Here is a 23,606-nt window from a genome sequence, read left to right on the forward strand (position 1 = left end):
GACCAGACGCCCGCGGGGCGGCGGCCGTACTGCTCGGCGAACAGGTGCTGGGCGGAGGCCACGGCGTCGGTCACGGGTCCACTCCTTCGATGGCGGTGCGCAGTGCGGCGGCCTGCGCCTCGGGCGGCACGTCGCCGATCCAGGCGCCCATGGCGGCCTCGGACCCTGCGAGGTACTTCAAGCGGTCGGCGGCGCGCCGCGGGCTCGTCAACTGCATGGTGAGCCGCACGTCGTCGCGGTGCTCGTGCACCGGCGCCTGGTGCCACGCGGCGATGTACGGCGTGGGCGTGTCGTACAGCCGGTCGACGCTGCGGAGGAGCCGCAGGTACACGCGCGAGAGCTCGTCGCGCTCCTCGGCGGTGGTCGCGGCGAGGTCGGGCACGTGCCGGTTCGGCACGAGGTGCACCTCGATCGGCCAGCGCGCCGCGAACGGCACGTAGGCGGTCCAGTGCTCGCCCGCGAGGAGCAGGCGCTCGCCGGAGCGCTCGCGCTCGAGCACGTCGGCCTGGAGCGAGGGCCCGTAGGCGTCGATCGCGGCGAGCAGCCGCTCGGTGCGCGGCGTCACGTAGGGGTAGGCGTAGATCTGGCCGTGCGGGTGGGGGAGCGTCACGCCGATCTCGCGGCCGCGGTTCTCGAACGGGAACACCTGCTGCACGCCGGGCAGCGCCGACAGTGCGGCGGTCCGGTGCGCCCACGCCTCGATGACCGTGCGGGCCCGCGAGACGGTCTGCGTTCCGAACGAGCCCTCGTGCTCGGGGCTGAAGCACACGACCTCGCACCGGCCGTGCGAGGGCAGTCGGCGCTCGAGTCCGACGGCGCGAACGTCGGCGAGGGCGGATGCCGCGGCATCCGTCGTACCGTCGACCGGCCAGTCGGGCAGGTCGGGCCCGAACGACGGCGAACGGTTCTCGAACACGGCGACGTCGTAGCTGCTCGGGATCTCGGACGGGTTCGTCGCGGTCTGCGGCGCGAGTGGGTCGGCGTCGGCCGGGGGCAGGAACACGCGGTTCTGGCGGGCCGCGGCGATCGAGACCCATTCGCCCGTGAGCGGGTCCTGCCGCATCTCGGCGACGGCGGGCCGCGGGTCGAGGGCGCGGGCGTCGACCGCGCGCTCGGCGGGGAGGGTCGTGTCGGCGTCGTCGAAGTAGAGGAGCTCGCGGCCGTCGGCGAGCGTCGAGCGGCGCACGGCGATGCGCGGATCGAGGAGGCCGGGTTCGGTCTGGTGCACGGCGCCACGGTACGCGACTTTCGTTTCAGAAACAAGTGGGTTTCGTATTGCAAAGTACGGATGCCGCGCGCACACTGGTCCTCATGCAGCCCGACGTCGCCCACCGCCGCCGACTCACCGCCGACCTCGTCACCGAGCGCGGGTTCGTGCGCGTCGTCGAGCTCAGCGAGTCGTTCGGCGTGACCCCGGTCACCGCGCGCGGCGACCTCGACGCGCTCGAGCGCGCCGGCGTGGTGAGACGGGTCCACGGCGGTGCCGTGCCCTCCGGGGCCGGCGCCGCCGAGCCGAGGCCCGATCGCGAGCCGAGCTTCGAGGAGGCGCTCGCGGCATCCGTCGTGCCGAAGCAGCTCATCGGCGAACGCGCCGCCGCCCTCGTCCGGAGCGGGCAGAGCGTCATCCTCGACGTCGGGACCACCACGCTCCAGGTCGCGCGCGCGCTCCGCGCCCGCGACGACCTCGACGACGTCACGATCTTCACCAACGGCCTCTCGATCGCGCTCGAGCTCGAGCCCGAGATCCCGCGCTTCACGGTCGTCGTGACCGGCGGGACCCTCCGTCCGAGGCAGCACTCGCTGGTGCACCCGCTGGCGGGCTCGGTCCTCGACGAGGTGCACGTCGACCTCGCCGTGATCGGGTGCAACGGCGTCGACCCGCGGCTCGGCGTGACGAACGCCAACCTGCCCGAGGCATCCGTCAAGTCGCTCATGCTGCGGCGCGCCGCGCGCGTCGTCGTCGTGGCCGACGCCTCGAAGCTCGGCGAGGTCCACCTCGGGCGCATCGCCCCGGTCGACGCGTTCGACGCGCTGGTGACGGATGCCGCGGCCCCCGCGGTGCTCCTCGGCGAGCTCCGCGACGCCGGGCTCGAGGTGGTCGTCGCCCGACCCGCCGAGCGGCCCTAGGGTGGAGTGCATGAATCTCCCCACGGGCGATCAATTCGAGCTCGAGACGACCACCTCCACCGGCGACGTCCGGGCGACCGTCACCGCCGTCGCCGCCGGCCTGCGCTCCCTCACCATCAACGGGATCGACCTCGTCCCCTCGTACGGCGAGGACCAGACCCCGCCCTCCGGGTCCGGCATCGTGCTCGTGCCGTGGCCGAACCGGATCCGGGACGGCGTGTGGCGCCACGGCGAGCGGACGCACCAGCTCGCGATCACCGAGCCCGCGCGGCAGAACGCGATCCACGGGCTCCTGCGGTACACCGAGTACGCGCCGGTCGAACAGGACCGCGACTCGGTCACGCTCGCGGCCACGATCTTCCCGCAGCTGGGCTACCCGTTCCTCGTCCGCACCGCGGTGCGGTACGAGCTCGTCTCGGACGGACTCAAGGTCACGCACTTCCTCGAGAACGTGGGCGCCGAGCCCGCCCCCGTCGCCGTCGGCACGCACCCCTTCCTCAAGATCGGCGGGGTGCCCACGGAGGAGCTGGTGCTGCGGCTCGACGCCGCGAGCCATCTCGAGGTCGACGAGCGGCTGCTGCCGACGGGCGAGGTCCCGGTCGACGGCACCGAGTGGGACTTCCGCGAGGGGCGCCGCGTCGGCGACGTCGACCTCGACGACGCGTTCGGCGAGGTCGCCTCGGTCGACGGCACGGTCGAGCACACGCTCGTCGCGCCGGACGGGCGGACGGTCTCGGTCTGGGCCGACGACGAGTTCGCGTACGTGCAGGTGTTCACGACCGATGCCTACCCCGGCGAGAGCCGGGCGATCGCGGTCGAGCCGATGACCGCGCCGGCCGAGGCGTTCAACTCCGGCAAGGGGCTGCGCTGGCTCGACCCCGGCGAGCAGTGGGAGCTGAGCTGGGGCATCCGCTTCGCGGGGTTCACCGCCGAGTGAGGCCGGTGCCGGCCGCGTGCCGGCCCGGAGGTCCCGCCCGGACCCCCGTCAGAAGGCGCAGCTGCCCGAGTCGACGCGCTCGCTGAGCGACGAAGCCTCGTCGGCGAGCGGCTCGAGCGTGCCGACGGGCACCGCGAAGCCGACGTTGTCGACCGTCTGCGACTTCGCGAACACGACGCCGCCGACCTCGCCGTCGCCCGTGAGCACGGGACCGCCGGAGTTGCCGTGGTCCACGTCGGCCGCGAGCGTCACGACGTCGCGCGAGGTGCTGTCGCCGTCGATCGAGATGGTGATCGGGCCGTTCGCCATGACCCGCGCGGCGCGCAGTTCGAGCGGCCCGCCGAACGGATAGCCCGCCACCGCCACGTCGGTGTCGGCGCCGGGGGCGTCGGCGATGTCGAGCGGCGCGACATCGAGCCCGTCGACCGCGACCACGGCGAGGTCCGCGTCCGGGTCGAACGCGACCACGCGCCCCGCGATCGGTCCCCGGCCCGGCGCCTCGACGATCGGCTCGGTGACGCCCGCGACCACGTGCGCGTTCGTCACGATGCGATCCGGTGCGACGACGAATCCGGATCCGGTGAGGTTGCCGCCGCATTCGAAGGCGAGGCCCGTGACCCTGACCACCGATGCCGCCGCCGCGTTCAACTCGGGATCGTCGACGCCGCCCGACGGCAGTTCCGGCGCGACGGTCGGCCCGTCGAGCACGCCAGTCAGCCAGGGGATCGCCTCGCCGAACGCGGCGGTGCGGAGCTCCGCCATGAGGGTGCGCGCGGGTTGCGGCGTCACCTGGTCGATGCCGCGGACCACCCACGAGCCGGCGACCGCGGGCGAGACGACGGGCACGCCCATCGAGCCGACGCCCGAGGCCACGAGGGCGATGACGAAGGCCGTGACCATGGTGTTCACGATCGCGCCGAGCACCCGGTCGATCGGGCCGAGCTTCACGGCGTCGGCGCCCCGGCCGAGCGCACGGCCGATCGCGCCGCCGATCGACGCGCCGGCGACGAGGAGCAGCACCGCGACGGCGATCGCGATCGGCGCACGCCACTCGGGCGCGGCGACGAACGAGACGACCCACGGCATCGCGAAGTACGCGCCGATCCCGCCCGCGACCAAGCCGAGCAGCCCGCCGAGGGTGCGGAGCAGGCCGGCACGCCAGCCGTGCACGAGCGCGCCGATGAGGACGAGCACGAGCAGGATGTCGAGGACGAGGCTCCAGGTCATGCGGGGACTGCTCCGATCTGCCGGAGGTCCAGCCTGTCGCATCCGCCTCGGAGCAGGCTGAGGGCGCCCCGGGCCGGATCCGGGGGTCATCCCCACTGTTCGCCCAGCCGGCATCGCCTAGCGTCGGATGCATGACGACGACATCCCTGCGTGCCGCCGCCGATACCGAGCTCACCGGGCTCGCCGCGTGGGCGGTCGACCTCATGGAGACCCTCGGCGCCCCCGGTGCCGGACTCGCGATCGCGCTCGAGAACCTCTTCCCACCGCTGCCGAGCGAGGTCATCCTGCCGCTCGCGGGCTTCACCGCGAGCCGCGGCTCGTTCGGCCTCGTCGAGGTCCTCGTGTGGACGACGCTGGGATCGGTCGTCGGCGCCCTCGCCCTCTACCTGGTCGGGGCGCTCCTCGGGCGGGCGCGCACGCGCGCGCTCGTCAAGGCCGTGCCCCTGGTGGACGTCGCGGACGTCGACCGCACCGAGGCCTGGTTCGACCGCCACGGCCGGAAGGCCGTCTTCTTCGGCCGCATGATCCCGATCTTCCGCAGCCTCGTCTCGATCCCGGCCGGCGTCACGCGGATGCCGGTCGCGTGGTTCCTCGTGCTCACGACGCTCGGCAGCGTCATCTGGAACACCGTGTTCGTGCTCGCCGGCTACCTCCTCGGCGAGAACTGGCACGTCGTCGAGCCGTGGGCCGACGGGTTCCAGGTCGTCGTGATCGCGGCCGCGGTGCTCGCCGTCGCCGCCTTCGTCGCCAAGCGGGTCGTCCGCATCCGCGAGCACCGCCGCCGCGTCGCGGCCGGCGAGGAGGCTCCGGGCGGCATCTAGCCCGGCCACGGCCGGCACCGGCACCGGCACCGGCACCGTCCGACCGACGGCCGGTCCGATCCTCGCCGCGCTCCGCACCGAACCACGGGTGCACGACCGCACCCCAGGAGCATCGAATGACCGTCGTCCAGTCCGAGCGCCCGGTCGCCCGGGTCCCGATGTCGGCCGTCAGGCCGCTGCGACCCGGGCCGTCTGCCATGCTGGGACCTGTGACGGACGGCGAGCACGAGCCCGCGGCATCCGCCCCGACCGTCGATGACCTGCTCAGCGCGACCGGCTCGGGGGACCGAGCCGCGTTCGGCGAACTCTACGACCGCACGGCCGCGCGCATCTTCGGACTCGTGCGCCGGGTCGTGATCGATCCGGCGCAGGCCGAGGAGGTCGCCCAGGACGTCTTCCTCGAAGTGTGGCAGACCGCCCCCCGATTCGACGCCTCACGCGGATCGGCGATCTCCTGGATGTTCACCCTCGCGCACCGTCGCGCGGTCGACCGGGTGCGGTCGGCGCAGTCCGCTCGCGACCGCGACGCGCGGATCGGCGCGCGCGACCTCGACGTCCCGGTGGACAGCGTGGCGGAGGCGGTCGAGGTCCGCCTCGACCACGAACGGGCCGCCGAGGCCCTGGCCGAGCTCAGCGACCTCCAGCGGGAGTGCGTGACGCTCGCCTACTACGGCGGGCTGACGCAGTCCGAGATCGCCGAGCGGCTCGACGTTCCGCTCGGCACCGTGAAGAGCAGGATGCGCGACGGCCTGATCCGCCTGCGCCGAGCCATGGGGGTGAGCGCATGACCGACCCCGAGTTCCGCGAGCGCCGGGAGCGCGAGGACCTGGACGGGCTGCTCGACGCCTACGCGCTCGACGCCGTGAGCGACGAGGAGCGTGCGATCGTCGAGGCGCGCCTCGCGGAGTCGCCCGAGCTTCGCGCAGAGGTCGCGGCACGGCTCGAGGCGGCGGCCGCGCTCGCCGAAGCCGTCGAGCCCGTGTCGCCGCCGCCCACGATGAAGGATTCGATCCTCGACCGGCTCGACGAGGTGGCGCAGGTGCCCGTCACAGGGGTCGAGGCGGCCGAGCGGGCGGCCGTTGCCGCTGCCGGCGCAGGCGCCAACGCTGCCCGCGACCCGCAGCCCGCGGCATCCGTGGCCGGACCGGTGGAACGCGAGGCCCGCCGCCGGTGGTTCCAGCGACCGGCCGCGATCGTCGCGGCCGTCGCGGCCGCCGTGCTGCTCGTCGCGGGCGCGATCGTGGGGGTCAACTGGCCCGGACCGGCCGGGTGGGGAGCGCAGCGCGAGGTGCAGGCGATCGCCTCGGCACCCGACGCCCGATCCGCGACCGTCGCCGCGGCCGACGGCGGCGAGGTGACGGTCGTGTGGTCGGAGCAGCTCGGCGAATCGGCCGTACGCGCCTCCGGCCTGCCCGAGGTCGGCGCCGACTCGACGTACGAGCTCTGGTACATCGACGCGTCCGGAGCGACGCCGGCCGGCACCTTCGACCCCGACGACGGGGCCGCGTACGTCGTGCTCGACGGCCAGTTCAGACCCGGGGTCATCGTCGGCATGACGGTCGAACCCGCGGGCGGCTCCGAGGCGCCCACCACCGAGCCGGTCGTCGTCGTCGAGACCTGATCCGGTCGGTTAGGGTCTGAGGGGGCCGCGCGCCCGCCACGACACCACCCCCCGACGACGAGGAGCGACGCATGCGCATCGGCATGTTCCTGAGCTATGCCGGCGGCTTCCGCGAGGCCGCCGCCGAGGTCGCGGAACTCGAGCGCGCGGGCGTCGACCTGGTCGTCGTCCCCGAGGTGTACTCGTTCGACGCGGTGAGCCAGCTCGGGTTCCTCGCGGCGCGGACCACGCGGATGTCGCTCATGAGCGGCATCCTGCAGCTCTACACGCGCACGCCCTCGCTCACCGCCATGACCGCGGCCGGCCTCGACTTCGTGTCGGAGGGCCGGTTCGAGCTGGGCATCGGCGCGTCGGGACCGCAGGTCATCGAGGGCTTCCACGGCGTCCCGTACGACGCGCCGCTCGGCCGCATGCGCGAGATCGTCGACGTCTGCCGCATGGTGTGGCGACGCGAACGCGTCGTGCACGAGGGTCGGAACTACACGATCCCGCTCCCGGCCGGCCAGGGCACGGGGCTCGGCAAGCCGCTGAAGCTCATCAACGAGCCGGTGCGCGAGCGGATCCCGATCACGATCGCCTCGCTCGGCCCGAAGTCGGTCGAGCAGACCGCCGAGATCGCCGAGGGCTGGCTGCCGATGTTCTTCCACCCCGAGCGGGCGGCCGACGTGTGGGGCGCCTCGCTCGCGGCCGGCCGCGCCCGTCGCGCCCCCGAGCTGGGGGCGCTCGACGTCTTCGCGAGCCCGGCGCTCGCCATCACCGACCGGCCCGAGCTCGTCGAGGCCGCGATCGCCGCGCAGAAGCCGAACCTCGGGCTGTACATCGGCGGCATGGGTGCGCGCGGCCGGAACTTCTACAACGACCTCATCTCGAGCTACGGCTTCCGGGCCGAGGCCGAGCGGATCCAGGACCTCTACCTCGACGGTCGGCGCGAGGAGGCGATCGCGGCCGTGCCCGACGAGCTCGTGCGCGCGATCTCGCTGATCGGGTCGGCCGCCGAGATCGCCGAGCGCGTCGCCGCGTTCGCTCGGGCCGGGGTCACGACGCTCAACGTCACGCCCCTCGGCCGCGACGCCGAGGAGCGTCTCGCGCTGATGTCGGGGCTCCGCCGCATCGTCGGCTGATCCGCCGTCGCGCCGGCCGCTCTCCGGGTCGGCGGGTCGGCGGCCGCTGCGCTACGCCGCCTTCGTCCGCCAGTCACTCCCCAGTTCGAGGGTGTTCCCCGCACGGCACCTCGGACGTACGCTCGGTGCACCGCACCTGGCAGTGCGGAAGGGGAATCCTGGGGAGGAGCCGCCGCGTCGGGGCATCGAGGCCCTCCACGTCCTCGATCCCCCACGGCGGTGCCCGGTCCGCCGCCGTCCGGTCGTCGCGTGACATCATGGTGGCCACCGGGGAGCACGCCCGCTCCCGTGGACGGGAGGTCGGATGGCTCGCAGCGACGCCGTCGACGCGGTCGTGGTGGGATCGGGGCCCAACGGACTCGCCGCGGCGGTCACGCTGGCGCGCGCGGGACTCTCGGTCCGCGTCTTCGAGGCGGCCGCCGAGCCGGGCGGCGGCTCGCGGACGGCCGAGCTCACGCTCCCCGGGTTCCGACACGACGTGTGCTCCGCGGTCCACCCGATGGCGCTCGCCTCACCCTTCTTCCGCGCGTTCGGGCTCGAGCGTCGCATCGAGCTCCGGGTGCCCGAGATCTCGTTCGGCCATCCGCTCGACGGCGGGCGCGCGGGCATCGCGTGGCGCGACCTCGACCGCGCTGTCGACGGCCTCGGACGCGACGGCCGGTCGTACCGGCGCCTCGTCGCCCCGCTCGTCGCGCAGGAGGAGGAGGTGAGCGAGTTCACGGGGTCGACGCTCGTCCGCGTGCCACGCCATCCGCTCGTCGCCGCGCGCTTCGGGCTGCGGGCGATCGAGCAGGGCACGGGGGCGTGGAACCTGCGGTTCCACGACGACGTGGCACCCGCGATGCTCACGGGCGTCGCGGCGCACGCGATCCGCCCGCTGCCGAGCCTCGGAACGGCCGGCGCCGGCCTCGTCCTCACCATGCACGCCCACGCCCGGGGCTGGCCGGTCCCCGTCGGCGGCAGCGGCGCGATCGTCGCCGCGCTCGTCGACGACCTCGTCGCGCACGGCGGCGAGGTCGTGACGGATGCCGCGGTCGACGACCTCGCTGCCCTGCCGCCGGCGCACGTCGTCGTGCTCGACGTGACGCCGCGTGCGCTCGCGCGACTCGCCGGCGACCGGGTGCCCGCACGGTACCGGCGGGCGCTGCGCGGGTTCCGGTACGGCAACGCCGCGGCGAAGGTCGACTTCGCGCTCGCCGGCCCGGTGCCGTGGGCGAACCCGGACCTCGCCGGAGCCGGCACGCTGCACCTCGGCGGCTCGCGGGAGGAGATCGCCGCGGGCGAGCGCGACGTCGCGCGCGGGCGTCATCCGTCGTCACCGTACGTGCTGGTGTCGCAGCCGTCGACGCTCGACGACACGCGCGCGCCCGCCGGTCGGCACGTGCTGTGGACGTACACGCACGTCCCAGCCGGGTCGACGCTCGACCCGACCGAGGCCGTCACGCGGCAGATCGAACGCTTCGCGCCGGGCTTCCGCGACCTCGTGCTCGCGACGTCGTCGCGCTCGGCGGCGCGCATGGAGGCCGAGAACGCCAACTACATCGGCGGCGACATCGCCTCGGGCGCCCCGTCGCTCGCGCAACTGGTGCGCCGCCCGGTGCTCTCGCCCGACCCCTGGCGCACGCCGCTCGCCGGCGTCTACCTCGCCTCGGCCTCGACGCCGCCGGGTCCCGGCGTGCACGGCCTCGCCGGCTGGCACGCGGCCGCGAGCGCGCTGCGGCACGAGTTCGGACTCGGGATGCCGCGGCTCGCGCCGTGACGTCGGAGGTGCCCCCACAGGGACTCGAACCCTGGACCCACGGATTAACCTGCTGCACTGAGTTTCCCCAGCCACCGCGAACGGCTTGCAGTCTGGACTATATCTTCACCTTCGGCCGAGCCGGTCAGGTGCGCCGCGTGTAGTCTCTGAGGTTCCCTTTCGGTTACCTGCTGATCGCCCAATCCCTCGGATTGTCACTGCCCGGTCGGGCGAGTACCTCGGGCTCTCAGGGGGTCCCAGCATATAGCGGCGTACATCCACCGCATTTCTGCGATGACGCTCCTGTGTTCTGTTGAAGTCCGTTGCTCTAACCAACTGAGCTATAGGGGCGTGACCACCCTAACAGGCGGAGGAGTGGCTCCTGGGGCCTCCGGTCGGTCGGGCCGGGGACCGGCGGGGCGGTGTCGGCAGGGACGGAACAGGTCGGGGAGGTCATGAAGCTCGCCAAGGCGGCGTACTCCTGGGAACGGGTATCCGACGAGATCGCGACGTGCGATGTGCGGTGTCGGAACTGCCACGCGATCATCACCTCCGAGCGGATGGGATCGAACTGGCGATCCACGCTCCGTGCAGGAGCGACGCAGTCGACGCGGGCTCGACGACCGATTGCGGCAGGCTCGATTCCGCTCCCCGCGGAACACCGGTCCGACCCGGGCGGTTCCCGGACCGCCGGGGTATCGTGTCCGCGATGACCGCAGACTTCCACCGCCCCACGCGCTTCCCCCCTCGCATGTTCGAGGGGTACCTGGGCGCCGAGGACCCGGCGTACGTGAGCCGCGTCGCGCACGACACGGCGGCGGCGGTCCTCTCCCGCGTGCGGGACGACCCCGATCCCGAGGTCGTCGCCCGGCTGGTGTCGTACACCGACGAGCACGGCATCGACGCGATCGCCGAACTGTGGTCGCAGGCCTCGCCGAAGAGCCTGCCGGGCGCGCTGTGGCGCATCTACCTGCTGCGCACCATGATCCGACAGGACGCACAGGGCGTGAGCCTCGCCTTCCAGCGCGGCACCGAGGTCTCGCACACCATCGATCCGGTCGTCGCCGGCGCACCGACCCCCGCCGGCCCCGCCGAGGTGCGCGAGCTGGCCGACACGATCCTGCGCGGCGTGTTCTCCGGCGACTTCGCCGCCGCGCTCGAGCGCGCGACGGCGTTCTGCCGGGTCGCGGCGGCCGGGTTCGCGAGTCTCGCCGACGACGCGGATGCCGCGGATGCCGTGCACCCCGACCGTCCGGGCATGCTCACCCAGCGTGCCCTCCGCCTCTCGGCGCTCGCCGAGGAACTCGCTGCGTGCGCCCGGCTCTGGCGCCATGACAGCCTCGACTGAACGCGAGCCGAGCGCCGGGGAATAGACCCGCGGCGGGCCTCGTTTAGACTGTTCGTGGCCGGTCGCAGTAACCCCGGGCTCCAATATTCGCCGCTTCGAGCGGCCTCGCGCCGAGAGGCGTTCTGCGGCCGGCCATCTTCGTGCCCCGGCGTCGCACCCGCGACCGCAACCTCGGCCGGTCCACGTCCCCGACCCGCCCGGCGTAGCATCGAGGGATGGCCGACACCGTCTCGTTCCTCGTCGACCCGCTGCCCGTCGATGCGTCGACCGAGTTCCTCGAGGCGTCCTTCCGCGAGATCGAGCCGGGCTCCGGCGCGCTCGCCGTGAACGACCTCGCGCCGCATCGCGGCGACGGGATCTTCGAGACCCTCGCGGTCGTCGACGGGCACGTGCAGGAGGTCGGCCCGCACCTCGCCCGACTGGCGAACTCGGCGCGACTCACCGAGCTGCCGGAGCCCAACCTCGAGCAGTGGCGGCTGGTGATCCGGCGCGCGGCCGAACGCGTTCCCGCCGACGGCGAGTACGCCCTGAAGATCGCCGTGAGCCGCGGAGTGGACCCGGGGACGAGGCCCACCGGCTGGGTGCACGTGACGCCGGGCGCGGACTTCACCGCGGCACGGGAGCGCGGCATCCGCGTCGTCAGCCTCGACCGCGGCGTGTCGCGCGGTGCGGGGGAGCGGGCGCCCTGGCTGCTGCTCGGCGCCAAGACCCTGAGCTACGCGGCGAACATGGCGGCGATCCGTGAGGCGAAGCGGCGCGGCGCGGATGACGCGGTCTTCACCTCGTCCGACGGATTCGTGCTCGAAGGACCCACGTCCAGCGTGATCGCGCGGATCGGCGACGAGTTCGTCACGCCGCCGCCGGCGGCCGGCATCCTGCACGGCACCACCCAGCGCAGCATCTTCGCGCACCTCGAGTCGCAGGGGCGCAGCGTCTCGTACCGCGACCTGGCACTCGACGAGCTGGGGCGAGCGGATGCCGCGTGGCTCGTGTCGAGCGTGCGCATGGCGGCGCCGATCGTGGAGCTCGACGGCACGCCGCTCACCGTCGACGCGGACGAGACCGCCGCGCTGAACGCCTACCTCCTGAGCCCGCGCGACTGACCAGCGACCGCTACCACGGCGACGGCCCGGCCCCGGGAATCGGGACCGGGCCGCGAGTCGCGAGCGGCGAACGTCACCCGAAGCGGCCGGAGACGTAGTCCTCCGTGGCCTTCTCGGTCGGGTTCGAGAAGATCGTCGTCGTCTCGTCGTACTCGATGAGCTTGCCGGGCTTGCCGGTGCCCGCGATGTTGAAGAACGCGGTCTTGTCGGAGACGCGCGAGGCCTGCTGCATGTTGTGGGTCACGATCACGATCGTGTACTCCTGCTTGAGCTCCTCGATGAGGTCCTCGATCGCGAGCGTCGAGATGGGGTCGAGGGCGGAGCAGGGCTCGTCCATGAGGATGACCTCGGGCGAGACCGCGATGGCGCGGGCGATGCAGAGACGCTGCTGCTGGCCGCCCGACAGGCCCGAGCCGGGGCGGTCGAGCCGGTCCTTGACCTCGTTCCAGAGGTTCGCGCCCTGGAGCGACCGCTCGACGAGGTCGTCGGCGTCGGACTTCGAGATGCGCTTGTTGTTGAGCTTGACGCCCGCGAGCACGTTCTCCTTGATCGACATCGTCGGGAACGGATTGGGGCGCTGGAAGACCATGCCGACCTGGCGGCGCACGAGCACGGGGTCGACCTCGGGGTCGTAGAGGTTGTTCCCGTCGATGAGCACCTCGCCCTCGACGCGCGCGCCGGGGATGACCTCGTGCATGCGGTTGAGCGTGCGGAGGAAGGTCGACTTGCCGCAGCCCGACGGGCCGATGAACGCCGTCACGCTGCGGGGCTCGATCTCGAGGGAGACGCCCTCGACGGCCAGGAACTTGCTGTAGTAGACGTTCAGGTCTCGGACTTCGATGCGCTTGGACACTTCGGTTCCTATCTGGGGGTCAGCGACCGTACTTGGGGGCGAAGAACCGCGCGACGAGCCGGGCGACGAGGTTCAGCACCATGACGATGAGGATGAGCGTGAGGGCGGCGGCCCACGCGCGGTCGAGGTACGCCTCGGGCGGGTTCCCCTGGTTGGCGTACTGGGTGTAGACGAAGACGGGCAGCGACTGCATGCGACCCTCCGTCATGTCGTAGTTCATGCTGTTCGTGAAGCCGGCAGCGATGAGCAGCGGTGCGGTCTCGCCGATGACGCGGGCGATCGAGAGCATGATGCCCGTCGTGATGCCCGCGATCGAGGTCGGCAGCACGACCTTGACGATGGTCAGCCACTTCGGCACGCCGAGGGCGTACGCGGCCTCCCGGAGCTCGACCGGGACGAGCCGCAGCATCTCCTCGCTCGAGCGGACGACGACGGGGATCATGAGCACCGCGAGGGCGACGGCGCCGGCGATGCCCGTGCGCGTGCCGGGACCCCAGAAGATCGCGAACAGCGCGTAGGCGAACAGGCCCGCGACGATCGAGGGGATGCCGGTCATGACGTCGACGAGGAAGGTGATGCCCCTCGCGAGCCGGCCGCGGCCGTACTCGACGAGGTAGATCGAGGTCATCAGGCCGATCGGGATCGAGATGAGCGCGGCGGTGCCGGTCATCAGCAGCGTGCCGGTGATCGCGTGCAGCGCGCCGCCGCCCTCACCGGTGACGTTGCGCATCGAGTACGTGAAGAACTCGGCATCGAAGCGGTTGAGCCCGAGCGTCACCACGGTGATCGTCAGCGACACGAGCGGGATCATCGCGAGGAGGAACGCGCCCGTCACGAGCGCGGTCACGAACCGGTCGGTCGCCCGGCGCGACCCCTCGACGATCCGTGAGAGCAGCGTGATCGTGACGACGTAGAGGAGGGCGGCCACCACGAACGTGCCGACCCAGTTGAACTCGGCGCCGGCGAACGCGATCACGGCGAACAGGCCGGCCGACACGAGGAGGCTCGCGCCGAGCACCATCCACGGTGCGCCGTTCGGCAGCTTGCCCGCGGTGAGCGAGTTGCTGACGGGCGCGGCCGTCGGGCCGCGCGTCTCGGGAGGGGTGATCGTCGTGGTCATCAGTTCGCTCCCGAGAACTCGGCACGGCGAGCGACGATCCAGCGGGCGATCGCGTTCACCGCGAAGGTGACGATGAAGAGGATGAGGCCGGTCGCGATGAGCACGTTGACGTTGATGCCGTAGGCCTCGGGGAAGCTCAGTGCGATGTTCGCGGCGATGGTCGACGGGTTCACCGAGGTGAGCAGCTGGAAGGTGACCGCGCCGGTCGCGGACAGGACCATGGCCACGGCCATCGTCTCGCCGAGCGCGCGGCCGAGGCCGAGCACGGCGGCCGAGATGATGCCGGGGCGACCGAACGGCAGCACCGCGGTGCGGATCATCTCCCACCGGGTCGCGCCGAGGGCGAGCGCAGCCTCCTCGTGGAGGACCGGCGTCTGCAGGAACACCTCGCGCGAGATGGCCGTGATGATGGGGATGATCATGACCGCCAGCACGACCGCGGCGGTGAGGATGGTGCGACCCGTGCCGGACACCGGACCGGCGAAGAGCGGGAACCAGCCGAGGTTGTCCACCAGCCAGGAGTAGACCGGCTGGATGGCGGGGGCGAGGACGCCGATGCCCCAGAGGCCGAACACGACCGACGGCACGGCGGCCAGCAGGTCGACGACGTACCCGAGCACCGAGGCGAGCCGCCGCGGCGCGTAGTGGGAGATGAAGAGCGCGATCCCGATGGAGACGGGGAGGGCGATGAGCAACGCGAGCGCGGCCGCCCAGACGGTGCCGAAGACGAGCGGGCCGACGTAGGCCCAGAAGTTCGAGTCGAGGATCGACGCGTCCTCGCTGTCGGCGACGAACGCGGGGATGCTCTGGACGATGAGGAACGTCGCGACCGCGGCGAGCGTGACGAGGATCATCGAGCCGGCGAACACCGCCGACTTGGAGAAGACGCGGTCGCCGGGGCGCTGCTTCGCCCGGATCGGCGCGGCTGCGGTGGTCATCTGGGAGATCCTCCGGTCAGGTGGTTCGAGGGACATGGCCGTGCCCGGCCCCGGACGCTCGTCAAGCTACCGGGGCCGGGCACGAACCACTACTGGATCGAGTCGATCGCAGCGGTGACCTTCTCGCGGAGCGAGTCGGAGATCGGGGCGGAACCGGCCGCCTCGGCCGCGACGTCCTGGCCCTCGGCGCTGGCCATGTAGGAGAGGTACGCCTTCACGAGCTCGACGTTCTCGGGCTCCGCGTACTCCTGGCAGGCGATGAGGTAGCTGACGAGGACGATCGGGTAGACGCCGGCCTCCTCCGAGGTGCGGTCGAGCTCGATCGCGAGGTCGTGCTCGTCACGGCCCTCGACGAACGGCGACGCGTCCACGATCGCGGCTGCGGCCTCGGGCGAGTACTCGACGAACTCGTCGCCGACCTGGACCGCGACGGTGCCGAGGTCGCCGGCGCGCGACGCGTCGGCGTAGCCGATGGTGCCGGTGCCGTTGGTCACCGCGTCGACGACGCCCGAGGTGCCCTGTGCGCCCTCGCCGCCCTCGAACGGCCAGACGCCGTCGGCCTCGTAGGTCCACACGTCGGGCGCGGTCGCACCGAGGTACTCGGTGAAGTTCTCGGTGGTGCCCGAGTCGTCCGAACGATGGACCGGCGTGATCGCGAGGTCGGGGAGCTCGACGCCCTCGTTCGCGGCGGCGATCGCCTCGTCGTTCCAGTTGGTGATCTCGCCGGCGAAGATGCCGGCGATCGTGGCGGCGTCGAGGTTCAGCGTGTGGACGCCCTCGAGGTTGAAGATGACCGCGATCGGCGAGATGTAGAGCGGGAGCTCGACGACGCTCGTGTCGGGCGCGCACTTGGCGAACCCGCCCGCCGCGATCTCCTCGTCGTTGAACGCGCGGTCGGAGCCCGCGTAGTCGCTGGCGCCCGAGAGGAACGTGTCGCGACCGGCGCCGGAGCCCGACGGGTCGTAGTCGATGGTCACGTCGGGGTTCGCGGTCTGGAAGCCGGCGATCCACGCCTGCTGGGCCGAGTCCTGCGACGAGGCGCCGGCGCCGACCAGGTTGCCCGAGAGCGTCGACTCCGAGCCGGTGTCGCCGGTGTCGGCGCCGCCCTCGTTCGCGGCGCAGGAGCTGAGCGCGAGGGCCGCCGTCATGGCGATGACGGCAGGCGCGGCGAAACGCTTGAGGTTCACGTGATTCCCTTCCGGGGTTCGATTGCAGGATGTGGGGCCGGGTGCCCGACCCGCCTGCGACGCTAACCAGCGTGCGTGACGAGCGTCCCCCACGACGGTGAACGGAAGGTGAACTGGGGCTGACCGGCCGGGATGCCGGTGCTGTGAGTCCGCCGTGACGGCGCGGACGCGGTGGGCGTGCTCGCAGGCCGTGAAGTGCCCCGACGAGGGCACGGTGATCCCTCAGGCGGCCGGGGCGTGCGTCTCGATCGCGATGATGCCCGACGACGGGTTCGACTTCGACAGGTGGACGACGCTGAAGGCGCCGACCTCGAGGTTCGCGGCATCCGTCACGTAGGAGCCGAGCGGCGTACCCGTGGCCAGCGCGATCTCGCGCATGATCTCCGGCATCACCGGGCCGTGGCCGCAGATCACCGCGGTCTTGCCGACGCGCACGCGCTTGCCGATGACGCGGCGGACCTCGTCGTTGCCGGACTCCCAGGCGTCCTGGCTGATGCCGTCGTCGCGCTTGACCGGGATCCCCGTCTTCGCCGACAGCGGCGCGACGGTGGTCACGCACCGGACGGCCGGGCTCGAGACGATCTTCCTGGGCCGCCAGGCGAGGACCGTGCCGACGAGCGCCGCGGCCTGCTGCACGCCGCGCTCGACGAGCGGCCGGGCGGTGTCCGGTCCCTTCCACGAGGATCGGGCCTGCGCCTTGCCGTGCCGGAGCACGATCAGCGCGAACGTCTCGGTCACGCCCTGGTCGACGAGCGCCGCGAAGGTGTCGAGGATCTCGCGGTCGGGCTCGTAGGTGAGGTACCCGCGGGCGCGCTTGATGGGCACCCACTCGAGGGCCGCGATCTCCGCGTTCGGGCGGAACGTCGAGGCCTGGATCGCCTTCTCGGTGACCTCGGCGGCCCAGTAGTGCACGATCTTCTCCCGACCGCTCGGGAGGGGGTACCGCGACACGCCCACCGGCACGCCGAGCGCGACCGAGAGCCCGGTCTCCTCCGCGATCTCGCGGACGGCGGTCTGCGGCAGCGTCTCGCCCGGATCGACCTTCCCCTTGGGGATCGTGACGTCGCCGTGGACGGTGCGGTGCACGACGAGCACGTTCAAGCGCCCGTCGATGACGCGCCAGCAGACGGCGCCGGCCGCGTAGACGGCGGTGGCGACCTGGCTCATCGGCGCGCCGCCCGGCTGGCGCGCTGGGCGACGCGCTTGCTGCGCTGCGCGACCCGCTGGATGCGGAGGTGCTGCAGGTCGTCGAGCGGCCGCCCCGCGTCATCCGTGGAGTGCCTCGTCCAGGTGCCCTCGCCGTCGAGCCACCACGATGCCGTCCGCTCGTCCATGGCCTCGTCGAAGAGGCCGGCGATCGCCGCGAGGTGGTCGGGGTCGGTCAGCCGGACGAGCGCCTCGACCCGTCGGTCGAGGTTGCGGTGCATCATGTCGGCCGACCCGATGTAGGTCACCGGCTCGCCGCCGTTCCGGAACGAGAAGATGCGGGAATGCTCGAGGTAGCGCCCCAGGATGCTGCGGACCGTGATGTTCTCGCTCAGCCCGGGGATGCCGGGGCGGAGGCTGCAGATGCCGCGCACCCAGATCTCGACGGGCACCCCCGCGTTCGAGGCGCGGTAGAGCGCGTCGATGATCGCCTCGTCGACCATCGAGTTGACCTTGATGCGGATGCCGGCGGGCGCGCCCTCCTGCACGTTCCGGGTCTCCTGGGCGATGAGCTTCAGCAGTCCCTTGCGGAGGTGCAGCGGTGCGACGAGGAGGCGCTTGAACTTCTTCTCGATCGCGTAGCCCGAGAGCTCGTTGAAGAGCCGCGTGAGGTCCTTGCCGACCTGGTCGTCGGCGGTGAGCAGGCCGAGGTCCTCGTAGATGCGGCTGGTCTTCGGGTTGTAGTTGCCCGTGCCGATGTGGCTGTAGTGCCGGAGGCCGGTCTTCTCCTGGCGGATGACGAGCGCGAGCTTGCAGTGGGTCTTCAGCCCCACGAGGCCGTAGACGACGTGGACGCCGGCCTTCTCGAGCTTGCGGGCCCACGTGATGTTCGCGGCCTCGTCGAAGCGGGCCTTGATCTCGACGAGCGCGAGCACCTGCTTGCCCGACTCGGCGGCGTCGATCAGCGCCTCGACGATCGGGCTGTCGCCCGAGGTCCGGTAGAGGGTCTGCTTGATCGCGAGGACGTCGGGATCGGCCGCGGCCTGCTCGAGGAACGCCTGCACGCTGGTGGCGAACGACTCGTACGGATGGTGCAGCAGCACGTCCTTCTCGGCGACCGCGGCGAAGATGTCGGCCTGCCGGTTCGGCTCGGACGGCTGCAGTTGCGCGTTCGTGGTCGGCACGTGCGTCGGGTAGTGCAGCTCGGGCCGGTCGATGCGCGCGAGGTCGAACAGCCCGCCGAGGTCGAGCGGGGAGGGCAGGACGTAGACCTCCTGCTCCGTGACATCCAGCTCCCGGACGAGGAGGCCGAGCGTCACCTCGTCCATGTCGTCGGAGATCTCGAGCCGGATGGGCGGGCCGAAGCGGCGACGCAGCAGTTCCTTCTCGAGCGCCTTGATGAGGTTCTCGGTCTCGTCCTCCTCGATCTCCACGTCCTCGTTGCGCGTGACGCGGAACACGTGGTGGTCGAGCACCTCCATGCCGGGGAAGAGGTCGCCGAGGTGGTTGGCGATGAGCTCCTCGAGGGCGATGTACCTCGCGTCCTCGACGGCCTCGGCCGGGTCGACGCGGACGAACCGCGGCAGCATCTGCGGCACCTTGACGCGGGCGAACTCCTGGCGGCCGGTGCGGCTGTTGCGCACGCGCACCGAGAGGTTCAGGGAGAGGCCCGAGATGTAGGGGAACGGGTGGGCGGGATCGACCGCGAGCGGCATGAGCACCGGGAAGATCTGCGAGCTGAAGTAGCCGTGCAGGTGCTCGCGGTGCGCGTCGTCGAGCTCGTCCCAGGAGACGATGCGGATGCCGGCCTCGGCCAGCGCGGGCTTCACGAGCTCCTGGTACGCGGCGGCGTGCCGCGTCTGCAGTTCGTGGGCCTTCTTCGAGATGTCGGCGAGCACCTCGTGCGGGGTGCGTCCGACGTTCGTCGGCACGGCGAGCCCGGTGTTGATGCGGCGCTTCAGGCCCGCCACGCGGACCATGAAGAACTCGTCGAGGTTCGAGGCGAAGATGGCGAGGAAGTTGGCGCGCTCGAGCACGGGCAGGCGCGGGTCCTCGGCGAGTTCGAGCACGCGCTGGTTGAACGCCAGCCAGCTGAGCTCGCGATCGAGGTAGCGCTCGGCGAGGAGCTCGGGCGCGCCGTCGATGTCGAGCGGCTCGAAGTCGTCGTCGAAGTCGCTCGCGGTGCGGTCGTCGTCGAGGGTGCTCTCCGCGGTCATCCACACATCATGCCACCGGCCCGCGACGCGGTGGTGAAGCGCAGGTCACCGGGCGGTGACGTTCGCGTCCTGCTCGTCGTCCTCGTGGACGTTGAAGCGGTAGCCGACGTTCCGCACCGTGCCGATGAGGCTGTCGAGGTCGCCGAGCTTCGCTCGCAGGCGCCGCACGTGCACGTCCACCGTGCGTGTGCCGCCGAAGTAGTCGTAGCCCCAGACCTCGCTGAGCAGCTGCTCGCGAGTGAACACGCGCGACGGGTGCGCCGCGAGGAAGCGGAGCAGCTCGAACTCCTTGTAGGTGAGGTCGAGCGTGCGGCCGTGGACCTTCGCCGAGTAGCTCGCCTCGTCGATGACGACGCCGGAGGTCTGGATGCGCTCGGCGGGCTGCGCGGCCTGTGCGCGCCCGAGGGCGAGTCGGATCCGGGCGTCGATCTCGGCGGGGCCCGCCTGCTCGAGGATGACGTCGTCGACGCCCCAGTCGGAGGTGACGGCGGTGAGTCCACCCTCGGTCACGACGAGGATGAGGGGCACCGAGAGCCCGGTCGTGCGCAGGATCTGCGCGAGCGCCTTCGCGCCGGCCAGGTTGGTCCGCGCGTCGAGGAAGACGAGGTCGGCCTCGGGCGCGCGCACCAGCTGATCGGGCGACGCCGGGATCACGCGCACCCGATGCGTCAGGAGAGACAGGGCCGGGAGAACGTCTTCGTTTGCTGCCGGCGTCAGGATCAGCAGCTGCGCCACGCACACCCTCCAGTAGTAAGGTGCGGTCAATACTACGGGACGCCGGGCGACCGGCGACGGACATGGGGACGCACATGACGCAGGACGACGCGGAGCCGGCGGCGACGGGGCTCGCCCGATGGGCCGTGCCGATCGTCTGGGCCATCTCCCTGATCGGCACCGCGGCCGTCGTCGTCCTCGCGTGGGCGGGCACGACGGACTGGTTCCACGACACCGGCCCCTACGCCGCGCTCGGCGTCCTGGGCATGGTGTTCGCGGCATCCGTCATCTCGGCCCTGCTGCTGCAGCTCGCCTCCCGACGGCCCCACGGGTACGTCGGCCGGGTCAGCGCGTCGATCGCCGGCGCCGTCGTCCCGGTGGCCGTGGGAGCGCTCGCGCTGCTTCCGGTCGTCGGCTGAGCACCGGGTAGACTCGCAGCATGTCCTCGCTGCTCGCGCTCGAACTCTTCTTCATCGGTCTGCTCGGTCTCGCGAGCCTCACGATCGCCTGGATCAGCGGCGTCGTCGTCTTCAAGCTCTTCAAGGGGCAGCGCTAGACCGTGATCGAGCTGCCGGTCGACCTCCCCGCGGAGCTCGTTCCGCTCTCCTGGCTCATCGGGGTCTGGGAGGGTTCCGGAGTGATCGACTACGCCGTCGGCGACGGTTCGGTCACGCACGAGTTCGGGCAGCGCGTGAGCTTCAGCCACGACGGCCTGCCGTACCTCAACTACACGTCCTCCACCTGGCTGTTCCCGACGACGGATGACGACGAGCCCACGCCGCTCGCCGCGGAGACCGGCTACTGGCGGCTCGCGCGCCCGCTCGGCGAAGGCGATCCCGGCCCGGCGATGCTGCCCGCCGTCGGCCGGACGCGGTTCCCCGACGCGGAGTCGGTCGAGACCCTCCGCAACGACGCCGGCGGCTTCGACCTCGAGGTCTCGATCGTGCACCCGGGCGGGGTGAGCGAGTTGTACCTCGGCCAGGTCACGGGGCCTCGCATCGACCTCGCGACCGACGCCGTCATGCGCACCGCCGGCGCGAAGGAGTACGCGGCGGCCACGCGACTCTACGGCCTCGTCGAGAACCACCTGCTGTGGGCGTGGGACATCGCCGCGCTCGGCCAGGACCTCCGCACGCACGCGTCGGCCCGGCTCGCGAAGGTCGACTGATGACCGGTTCGCCCTTCCTCGCGCTGCCGGGCGCGGTCGCGGGCGATCCGCCCGACGCGGGCGTCGCCGCGCACTACGGCAACCCGATGGTCGAGCAGCGCCGCCTCGAGCAGGGGCGCGCGATCGTCGACCTGTCGGACCGCGGCGTGCTCACGGTCTCGGGCCCCGACCGGAGGTCGTGGCTCAACTCGATGGCGAGCCGCGCGCTCGACCACCTCGCCCCGGGTGAGAGCGCCGAGGCGCTGTTCCTCGACGCATCCGGCCACGTCGAGCACGCCGTGCACGTCGTCGACGACGGCGAGTGCACCTGGCTCGTGCTCGAGGGCGACGCGGCGCCGGTGCTCGCCGCCTGGCTCGATCGGATGCGCTTCATGCTGCGCGTCGAGGTCGCCGACGTGAGCGAGGCGTTCGCGGTGGTCGGCGCGATGCCGCGCGACGACGCCTTCCCGGTCGACCTCGCAGGCGGCGCGCTCGTGTGGCGCGACCCGTGGCGTCGCGTCCTGCCCGACGGCTACGGCTACGCGCCCGAGGCCGGACACGCCGGGGCGGGCTGGCGATACGCCGAGGCGATCGTGCCGCGCGCATCGCTGCCCGCGCTCGCGGCGTCGGCGCGCGCCGGTTCGGTCGACGTCGCCGGCGCCCTCGCGCTCGAGGCGCTCCGCATCGCCGCGTGGCGGCCGCGCTTCGCGACGGAGGTGGACGAGCGCACGCTGCCGCACGAGCTCGACTGGCTCCGCAGCGCGGTCGACCTCCACAAGGGCTGCTACCGAGGTCAGGAGACGGTGGCGAAGGTCGTGAACCTCGGCCGTCCGCCGCGCCGGCTCGTGATGCTGCACCTCGACGGGAGCGACACCGTCCTGCCGAAGCGCGGCGATGCGGTCGTGGGCGTGAAGGTCCGGCCCGAGCCCGCGCCGGGGGAGGAGCCCGAGCGCCGCCCGGTCGGCGCCGTCACCTCCGCGGCCATGCACCACGAGCTCGGCCCGATCGCACTCGCGGTGATCAAGCGCGCCGTTCCCGGCGACCTCGAGCTCATCGTCGAGAGCCACGGCATCGACGTCGCCGCCGCCCAGGTCGAGATCGTGCCGGCCGGTGCCGCCGCGGCCGTCGAGGTGCCCCGCCTGCCGAGGCTCGGCATCCGGCCGTGAAGCCGCCGCCCGGCTCGGCGACCAACCTGGCCCCGCGGTTCCGGCGTCTGCGCGACTCGCTGCCGGCGATCCTGCAGATCACCGTCACGGCCATCGCCGCGTACGCGTTCTCCCTCCTCGTCGTGGGCCACGAGCAGCCGCTCATCTCGGCGCTCGTCGCGATCACGTCCCTCGGCTTCGTGCGCGACGCGCGCCCGATCCGGGTGCTGGAGACCGTCGTCGCGATGACGCTCGGCATCGCGCTCGCCGAGGGCCTGCTGCTCGCGGCGGGCAGCGGCATCTGGCAGTACGCGCTGGCCCTCGCCGTGACGCTCGCGGTCGCGCGCTTCCTGTCGGGCAACGCCTCGTTCGCGATCGCCGCGGCCGTGCAGTGCTCGCTCGTGATGCTCGTGCCGGCACCCGAGGGCGGCCCGTTCGTCCGCACGCTCGACGCCGTGGTCGGCGGCGCCTTCGCGCTCCTCGCGACCGCGGTGATCCCGCGCGATCCGCGCCGCACGGCCCTCCGCGACGGTCGGCGCCTCCTCGACGAGCACGTCGCGGTGCTGCTCGAGCTCGCCGCGGCGCTCCGAGGGGGAGATCCGGATGCCGCGGGGCGGGCGCTCTCGCGGGCGCGTGCGACGCAGCCGCTCGTCGAGGCGTGGACGGCGAGCGTCGACTCGGGGCTCGCGATCGCGCGCCTCTCGCCGATCGTGCGCCGGGCCCGGTTCGACCTGGAGCGGCAGCGGGCGATGCTCTCGGGCGCGGACCTCGCGACGCGCAACCTCCGGATCATCGCCCGACGGGTCGCCTGGGTGCTCCGCGACGGACGCTCGCGGGACGCGGTGGCCGACGTGGTCGCTCGGATCGCGGTCGCCGTGGAGGTGTTCGACGAGTCGCTGCGCGACGTGTCGCAGCAGCCGATCGCGCGTCAGGGCTTCGCCGAGATCGTCCGGCATCTCGATCCCGTGGCCATCCTCCCCGACGGCTCGCAGGGCGACCGGAACACGCTCGCGGCGCTCCGCCCGTACCTCGTCGACCTGCTCACCGCGACCGGGCTCGACCTGGAGGAGGCGCGGGCGCTGCTGCCCGGCGACTGA

General features: G+C 72.4%; 22 protein-coding genes. 13 read left to right on the forward strand and 9 right to left on the reverse strand.

Annotated elements, in window-relative coordinates:
• Window positions 1-70: 70 nt before the first annotated feature.
• Complete coding sequence (gene galT, locus ACQ393_RS14965; protein WP_430647674.1) at window positions 71-1,228, reverse strand: galactose-1-phosphate uridylyltransferase; 1,158 nt, start codon at window positions 1,226-1,228, stop codon at window positions 71-73.
• An 83-nt stretch (window positions 1,229-1,311) separates the two neighbouring features.
• Here galT and ACQ393_RS14970 point away from each other — a divergent pair, with 83 nt between their 5' ends.
• Window positions 1,312-2,127 carry a DeoR/GlpR family DNA-binding transcription regulator gene (locus tag ACQ393_RS14970; RefSeq protein WP_430647675.1) on the forward strand — a complete coding sequence of 272 codons (816 nt, stop codon included), beginning with the start codon at window positions 1,312-1,314 and terminating at the stop codon, window positions 2,125-2,127.
• 10 nt (window positions 2,128-2,137) lie between these two features.
• Window positions 2,138-3,064, forward strand: a complete 927-nt coding sequence (locus ACQ393_RS14975; RefSeq protein ID WP_430647676.1) for an aldose 1-epimerase family protein — start codon at window positions 2,138-2,140, stop codon at window positions 3,062-3,064.
• 48 nt (window positions 3,065-3,112) lie between these two features.
• Here the strand turns inward: ACQ393_RS14975 and ACQ393_RS14980 are convergent, their stop codons facing one another.
• Complete coding sequence (locus ACQ393_RS14980) at window positions 3,113-4,291, reverse strand: MarP family serine protease (protein ID WP_430647677.1); 1,179 nt, start codon at window positions 4,289-4,291, stop codon at window positions 3,113-3,115.
• 131 nt (window positions 4,292-4,422) lie between these two features.
• Between ACQ393_RS14980 and ACQ393_RS14985 the strand changes: the two genes are divergently transcribed.
• The 7 genes from ACQ393_RS14985 (at window position 4,423) to ACQ393_RS15015 (ending at window position 12,043) form a co-directional block, all read left to right on the forward strand.
• Window positions 4,423-5,112, forward strand: a complete 690-nt coding sequence (locus ACQ393_RS14985) for a DedA family protein (protein WP_430647678.1) — start codon at window positions 4,423-4,425, stop codon at window positions 5,110-5,112.
• A gap of 197 nt (window positions 5,113-5,309) precedes the next feature.
• A complete protein-coding gene (gene sigK / locus ACQ393_RS14990; RefSeq protein ID WP_430647767.1) occupies window positions 5,310-5,900 on the forward strand; it encodes an ECF RNA polymerase sigma factor SigK in 591 nt (196 codons plus the stop codon).
• Window positions 5,897-6,733, forward strand: coding sequence for an anti-sigma factor domain-containing protein (locus tag ACQ393_RS14995; protein ID WP_430647679.1), 837 nt, complete (start codon window positions 5,897-5,899; stop codon window positions 6,731-6,733). The genes sigK and ACQ393_RS14995 overlap by 4 nt, the downstream gene beginning before the upstream one ends.
• Window positions 6,734-6,804: 71 nt before the next feature.
• Window positions 6,805-7,854, forward strand: coding sequence for an LLM class F420-dependent oxidoreductase (locus tag ACQ393_RS15000; protein WP_430647680.1), 1,050 nt, complete (start codon window positions 6,805-6,807; stop codon window positions 7,852-7,854).
• A 304-nt stretch (window positions 7,855-8,158) separates the two neighbouring features.
• Complete coding sequence (locus tag ACQ393_RS15005) at window positions 8,159-9,613, forward strand: phytoene desaturase family protein (RefSeq protein ID WP_430647681.1); 1,455 nt, start codon at window positions 8,159-8,161, stop codon at window positions 9,611-9,613.
• Window positions 9,614-10,301: 688 nt separating this feature from the next.
• Entirely contained in the window at window positions 10,302-10,940 is a 639-nt protein-coding gene (locus ACQ393_RS15010; RefSeq protein ID WP_430647682.1) for a DNA-directed RNA polymerase subunit beta, read from the forward strand.
• 215 nt (window positions 10,941-11,155) lie between these two features.
• Window positions 11,156-12,043 carry an aminodeoxychorismate lyase gene (locus tag ACQ393_RS15015; protein ID WP_430647683.1) on the forward strand — a complete coding sequence of 296 codons (888 nt, stop codon included), beginning with the start codon at window positions 11,156-11,158 and terminating at the stop codon, window positions 12,041-12,043.
• Window positions 12,044-12,116: 73 nt separating this feature from the next.
• Here the strand turns inward: ACQ393_RS15015 and pstB are convergent, their stop codons facing one another.
• The 7 genes from pstB to ACQ393_RS15050 form a co-directional block, all read right to left on the reverse strand.
• On the reverse strand, window positions 12,117-12,896 hold the full coding sequence (gene pstB, locus ACQ393_RS15020) for a phosphate ABC transporter ATP-binding protein PstB (protein WP_430647684.1): 780 nt from the start codon (window positions 12,894-12,896) through the stop codon (window positions 12,117-12,119).
• Between the two features lie 19 nt (window positions 12,897-12,915).
• Entirely contained in the window at window positions 12,916-14,016 is a 1,101-nt protein-coding gene (pstA, locus tag ACQ393_RS15025; RefSeq protein WP_430647685.1) for a phosphate ABC transporter permease PstA, read from the reverse strand.
• Complete coding sequence (pstC, locus tag ACQ393_RS15030; protein ID WP_430647686.1) at window positions 14,016-14,954, reverse strand: phosphate ABC transporter permease subunit PstC; 939 nt, start codon at window positions 14,952-14,954, stop codon at window positions 14,016-14,018. Before pstC ends, pstA begins: the two co-directional genes overlap by 1 nt.
• Before the next feature lie 89 nt (window positions 14,955-15,043).
• Window positions 15,044-16,141 (reverse strand): phosphate ABC transporter substrate-binding protein PstS, encoded by a 1,098-nt coding sequence (locus tag ACQ393_RS15035; RefSeq protein ID WP_430647687.1) that lies wholly within the window; start codon window positions 16,139-16,141, stop codon window positions 15,044-15,046.
• A 222-nt stretch (window positions 16,142-16,363) separates the two neighbouring features.
• Complete coding sequence (locus ACQ393_RS15040) at window positions 16,364-17,308, reverse strand: NUDIX hydrolase (protein WP_430647688.1); 945 nt, start codon at window positions 17,306-17,308, stop codon at window positions 16,364-16,366.
• Window positions 17,305-19,503, reverse strand: coding sequence for an RNA degradosome polyphosphate kinase (locus tag ACQ393_RS15045; RefSeq protein WP_430647689.1), 2,199 nt, complete (start codon window positions 19,501-19,503; stop codon window positions 17,305-17,307). The genes ACQ393_RS15040 and ACQ393_RS15045 overlap by 4 nt, the downstream gene beginning before the upstream one ends.
• A gap of 45 nt (window positions 19,504-19,548) precedes the next feature.
• Window positions 19,549-20,238, reverse strand: a complete 690-nt coding sequence (locus ACQ393_RS15050; protein ID WP_400995912.1) for a response regulator transcription factor — start codon at window positions 20,236-20,238, stop codon at window positions 19,549-19,551.
• A gap of 74 nt (window positions 20,239-20,312) precedes the next feature.
• On the opposite strand from ACQ393_RS15050, the gene ACQ393_RS15055 reads away from it, so the two are divergent.
• The 4 genes from ACQ393_RS15055 to ACQ393_RS15070 all read left to right on the forward strand — a co-directional run bounded on the left by ACQ393_RS15055 (window position 20,313) and on the right by ACQ393_RS15070 (window position 23,606).
• Window positions 20,313-20,636: a hypothetical protein gene (locus tag ACQ393_RS15055; RefSeq protein ID WP_430647690.1), complete on the forward strand. Its 324-nt coding sequence runs from the start codon at window positions 20,313-20,315 to the stop codon at window positions 20,634-20,636.
• A 140-nt stretch (window positions 20,637-20,776) separates the two neighbouring features.
• The gene (locus tag ACQ393_RS15060) at window positions 20,777-21,385 is read left to right on the forward strand and encodes an FABP family protein (RefSeq protein ID WP_430647691.1); all 609 of its coding nucleotides are present in this window, start codon (window positions 20,777-20,779) and stop codon (window positions 21,383-21,385) included.
• Entirely contained in the window at window positions 21,385-22,530 is a 1,146-nt protein-coding gene (locus ACQ393_RS15065; protein ID WP_430647692.1) for a YgfZ/GcvT domain-containing protein, read from the forward strand. The genes ACQ393_RS15060 and ACQ393_RS15065 overlap by 1 nt, the downstream gene beginning before the upstream one ends.
• Window positions 22,527-23,606 carry an FUSC family protein gene (locus ACQ393_RS15070; RefSeq protein ID WP_430647693.1) on the forward strand — a complete coding sequence of 360 codons (1,080 nt, stop codon included), beginning with the start codon at window positions 22,527-22,529 and terminating at the stop codon, window positions 23,604-23,606. The genes ACQ393_RS15065 and ACQ393_RS15070 overlap by 4 nt, the downstream gene beginning before the upstream one ends.

Origin of the sequence: Agromyces sp. GXS1127 (assembly GCF_050565425.1) — a bacterium.
GTDB lineage: Bacteria > Actinomycetota > Actinomycetes > Actinomycetales > Microbacteriaceae > Agromyces.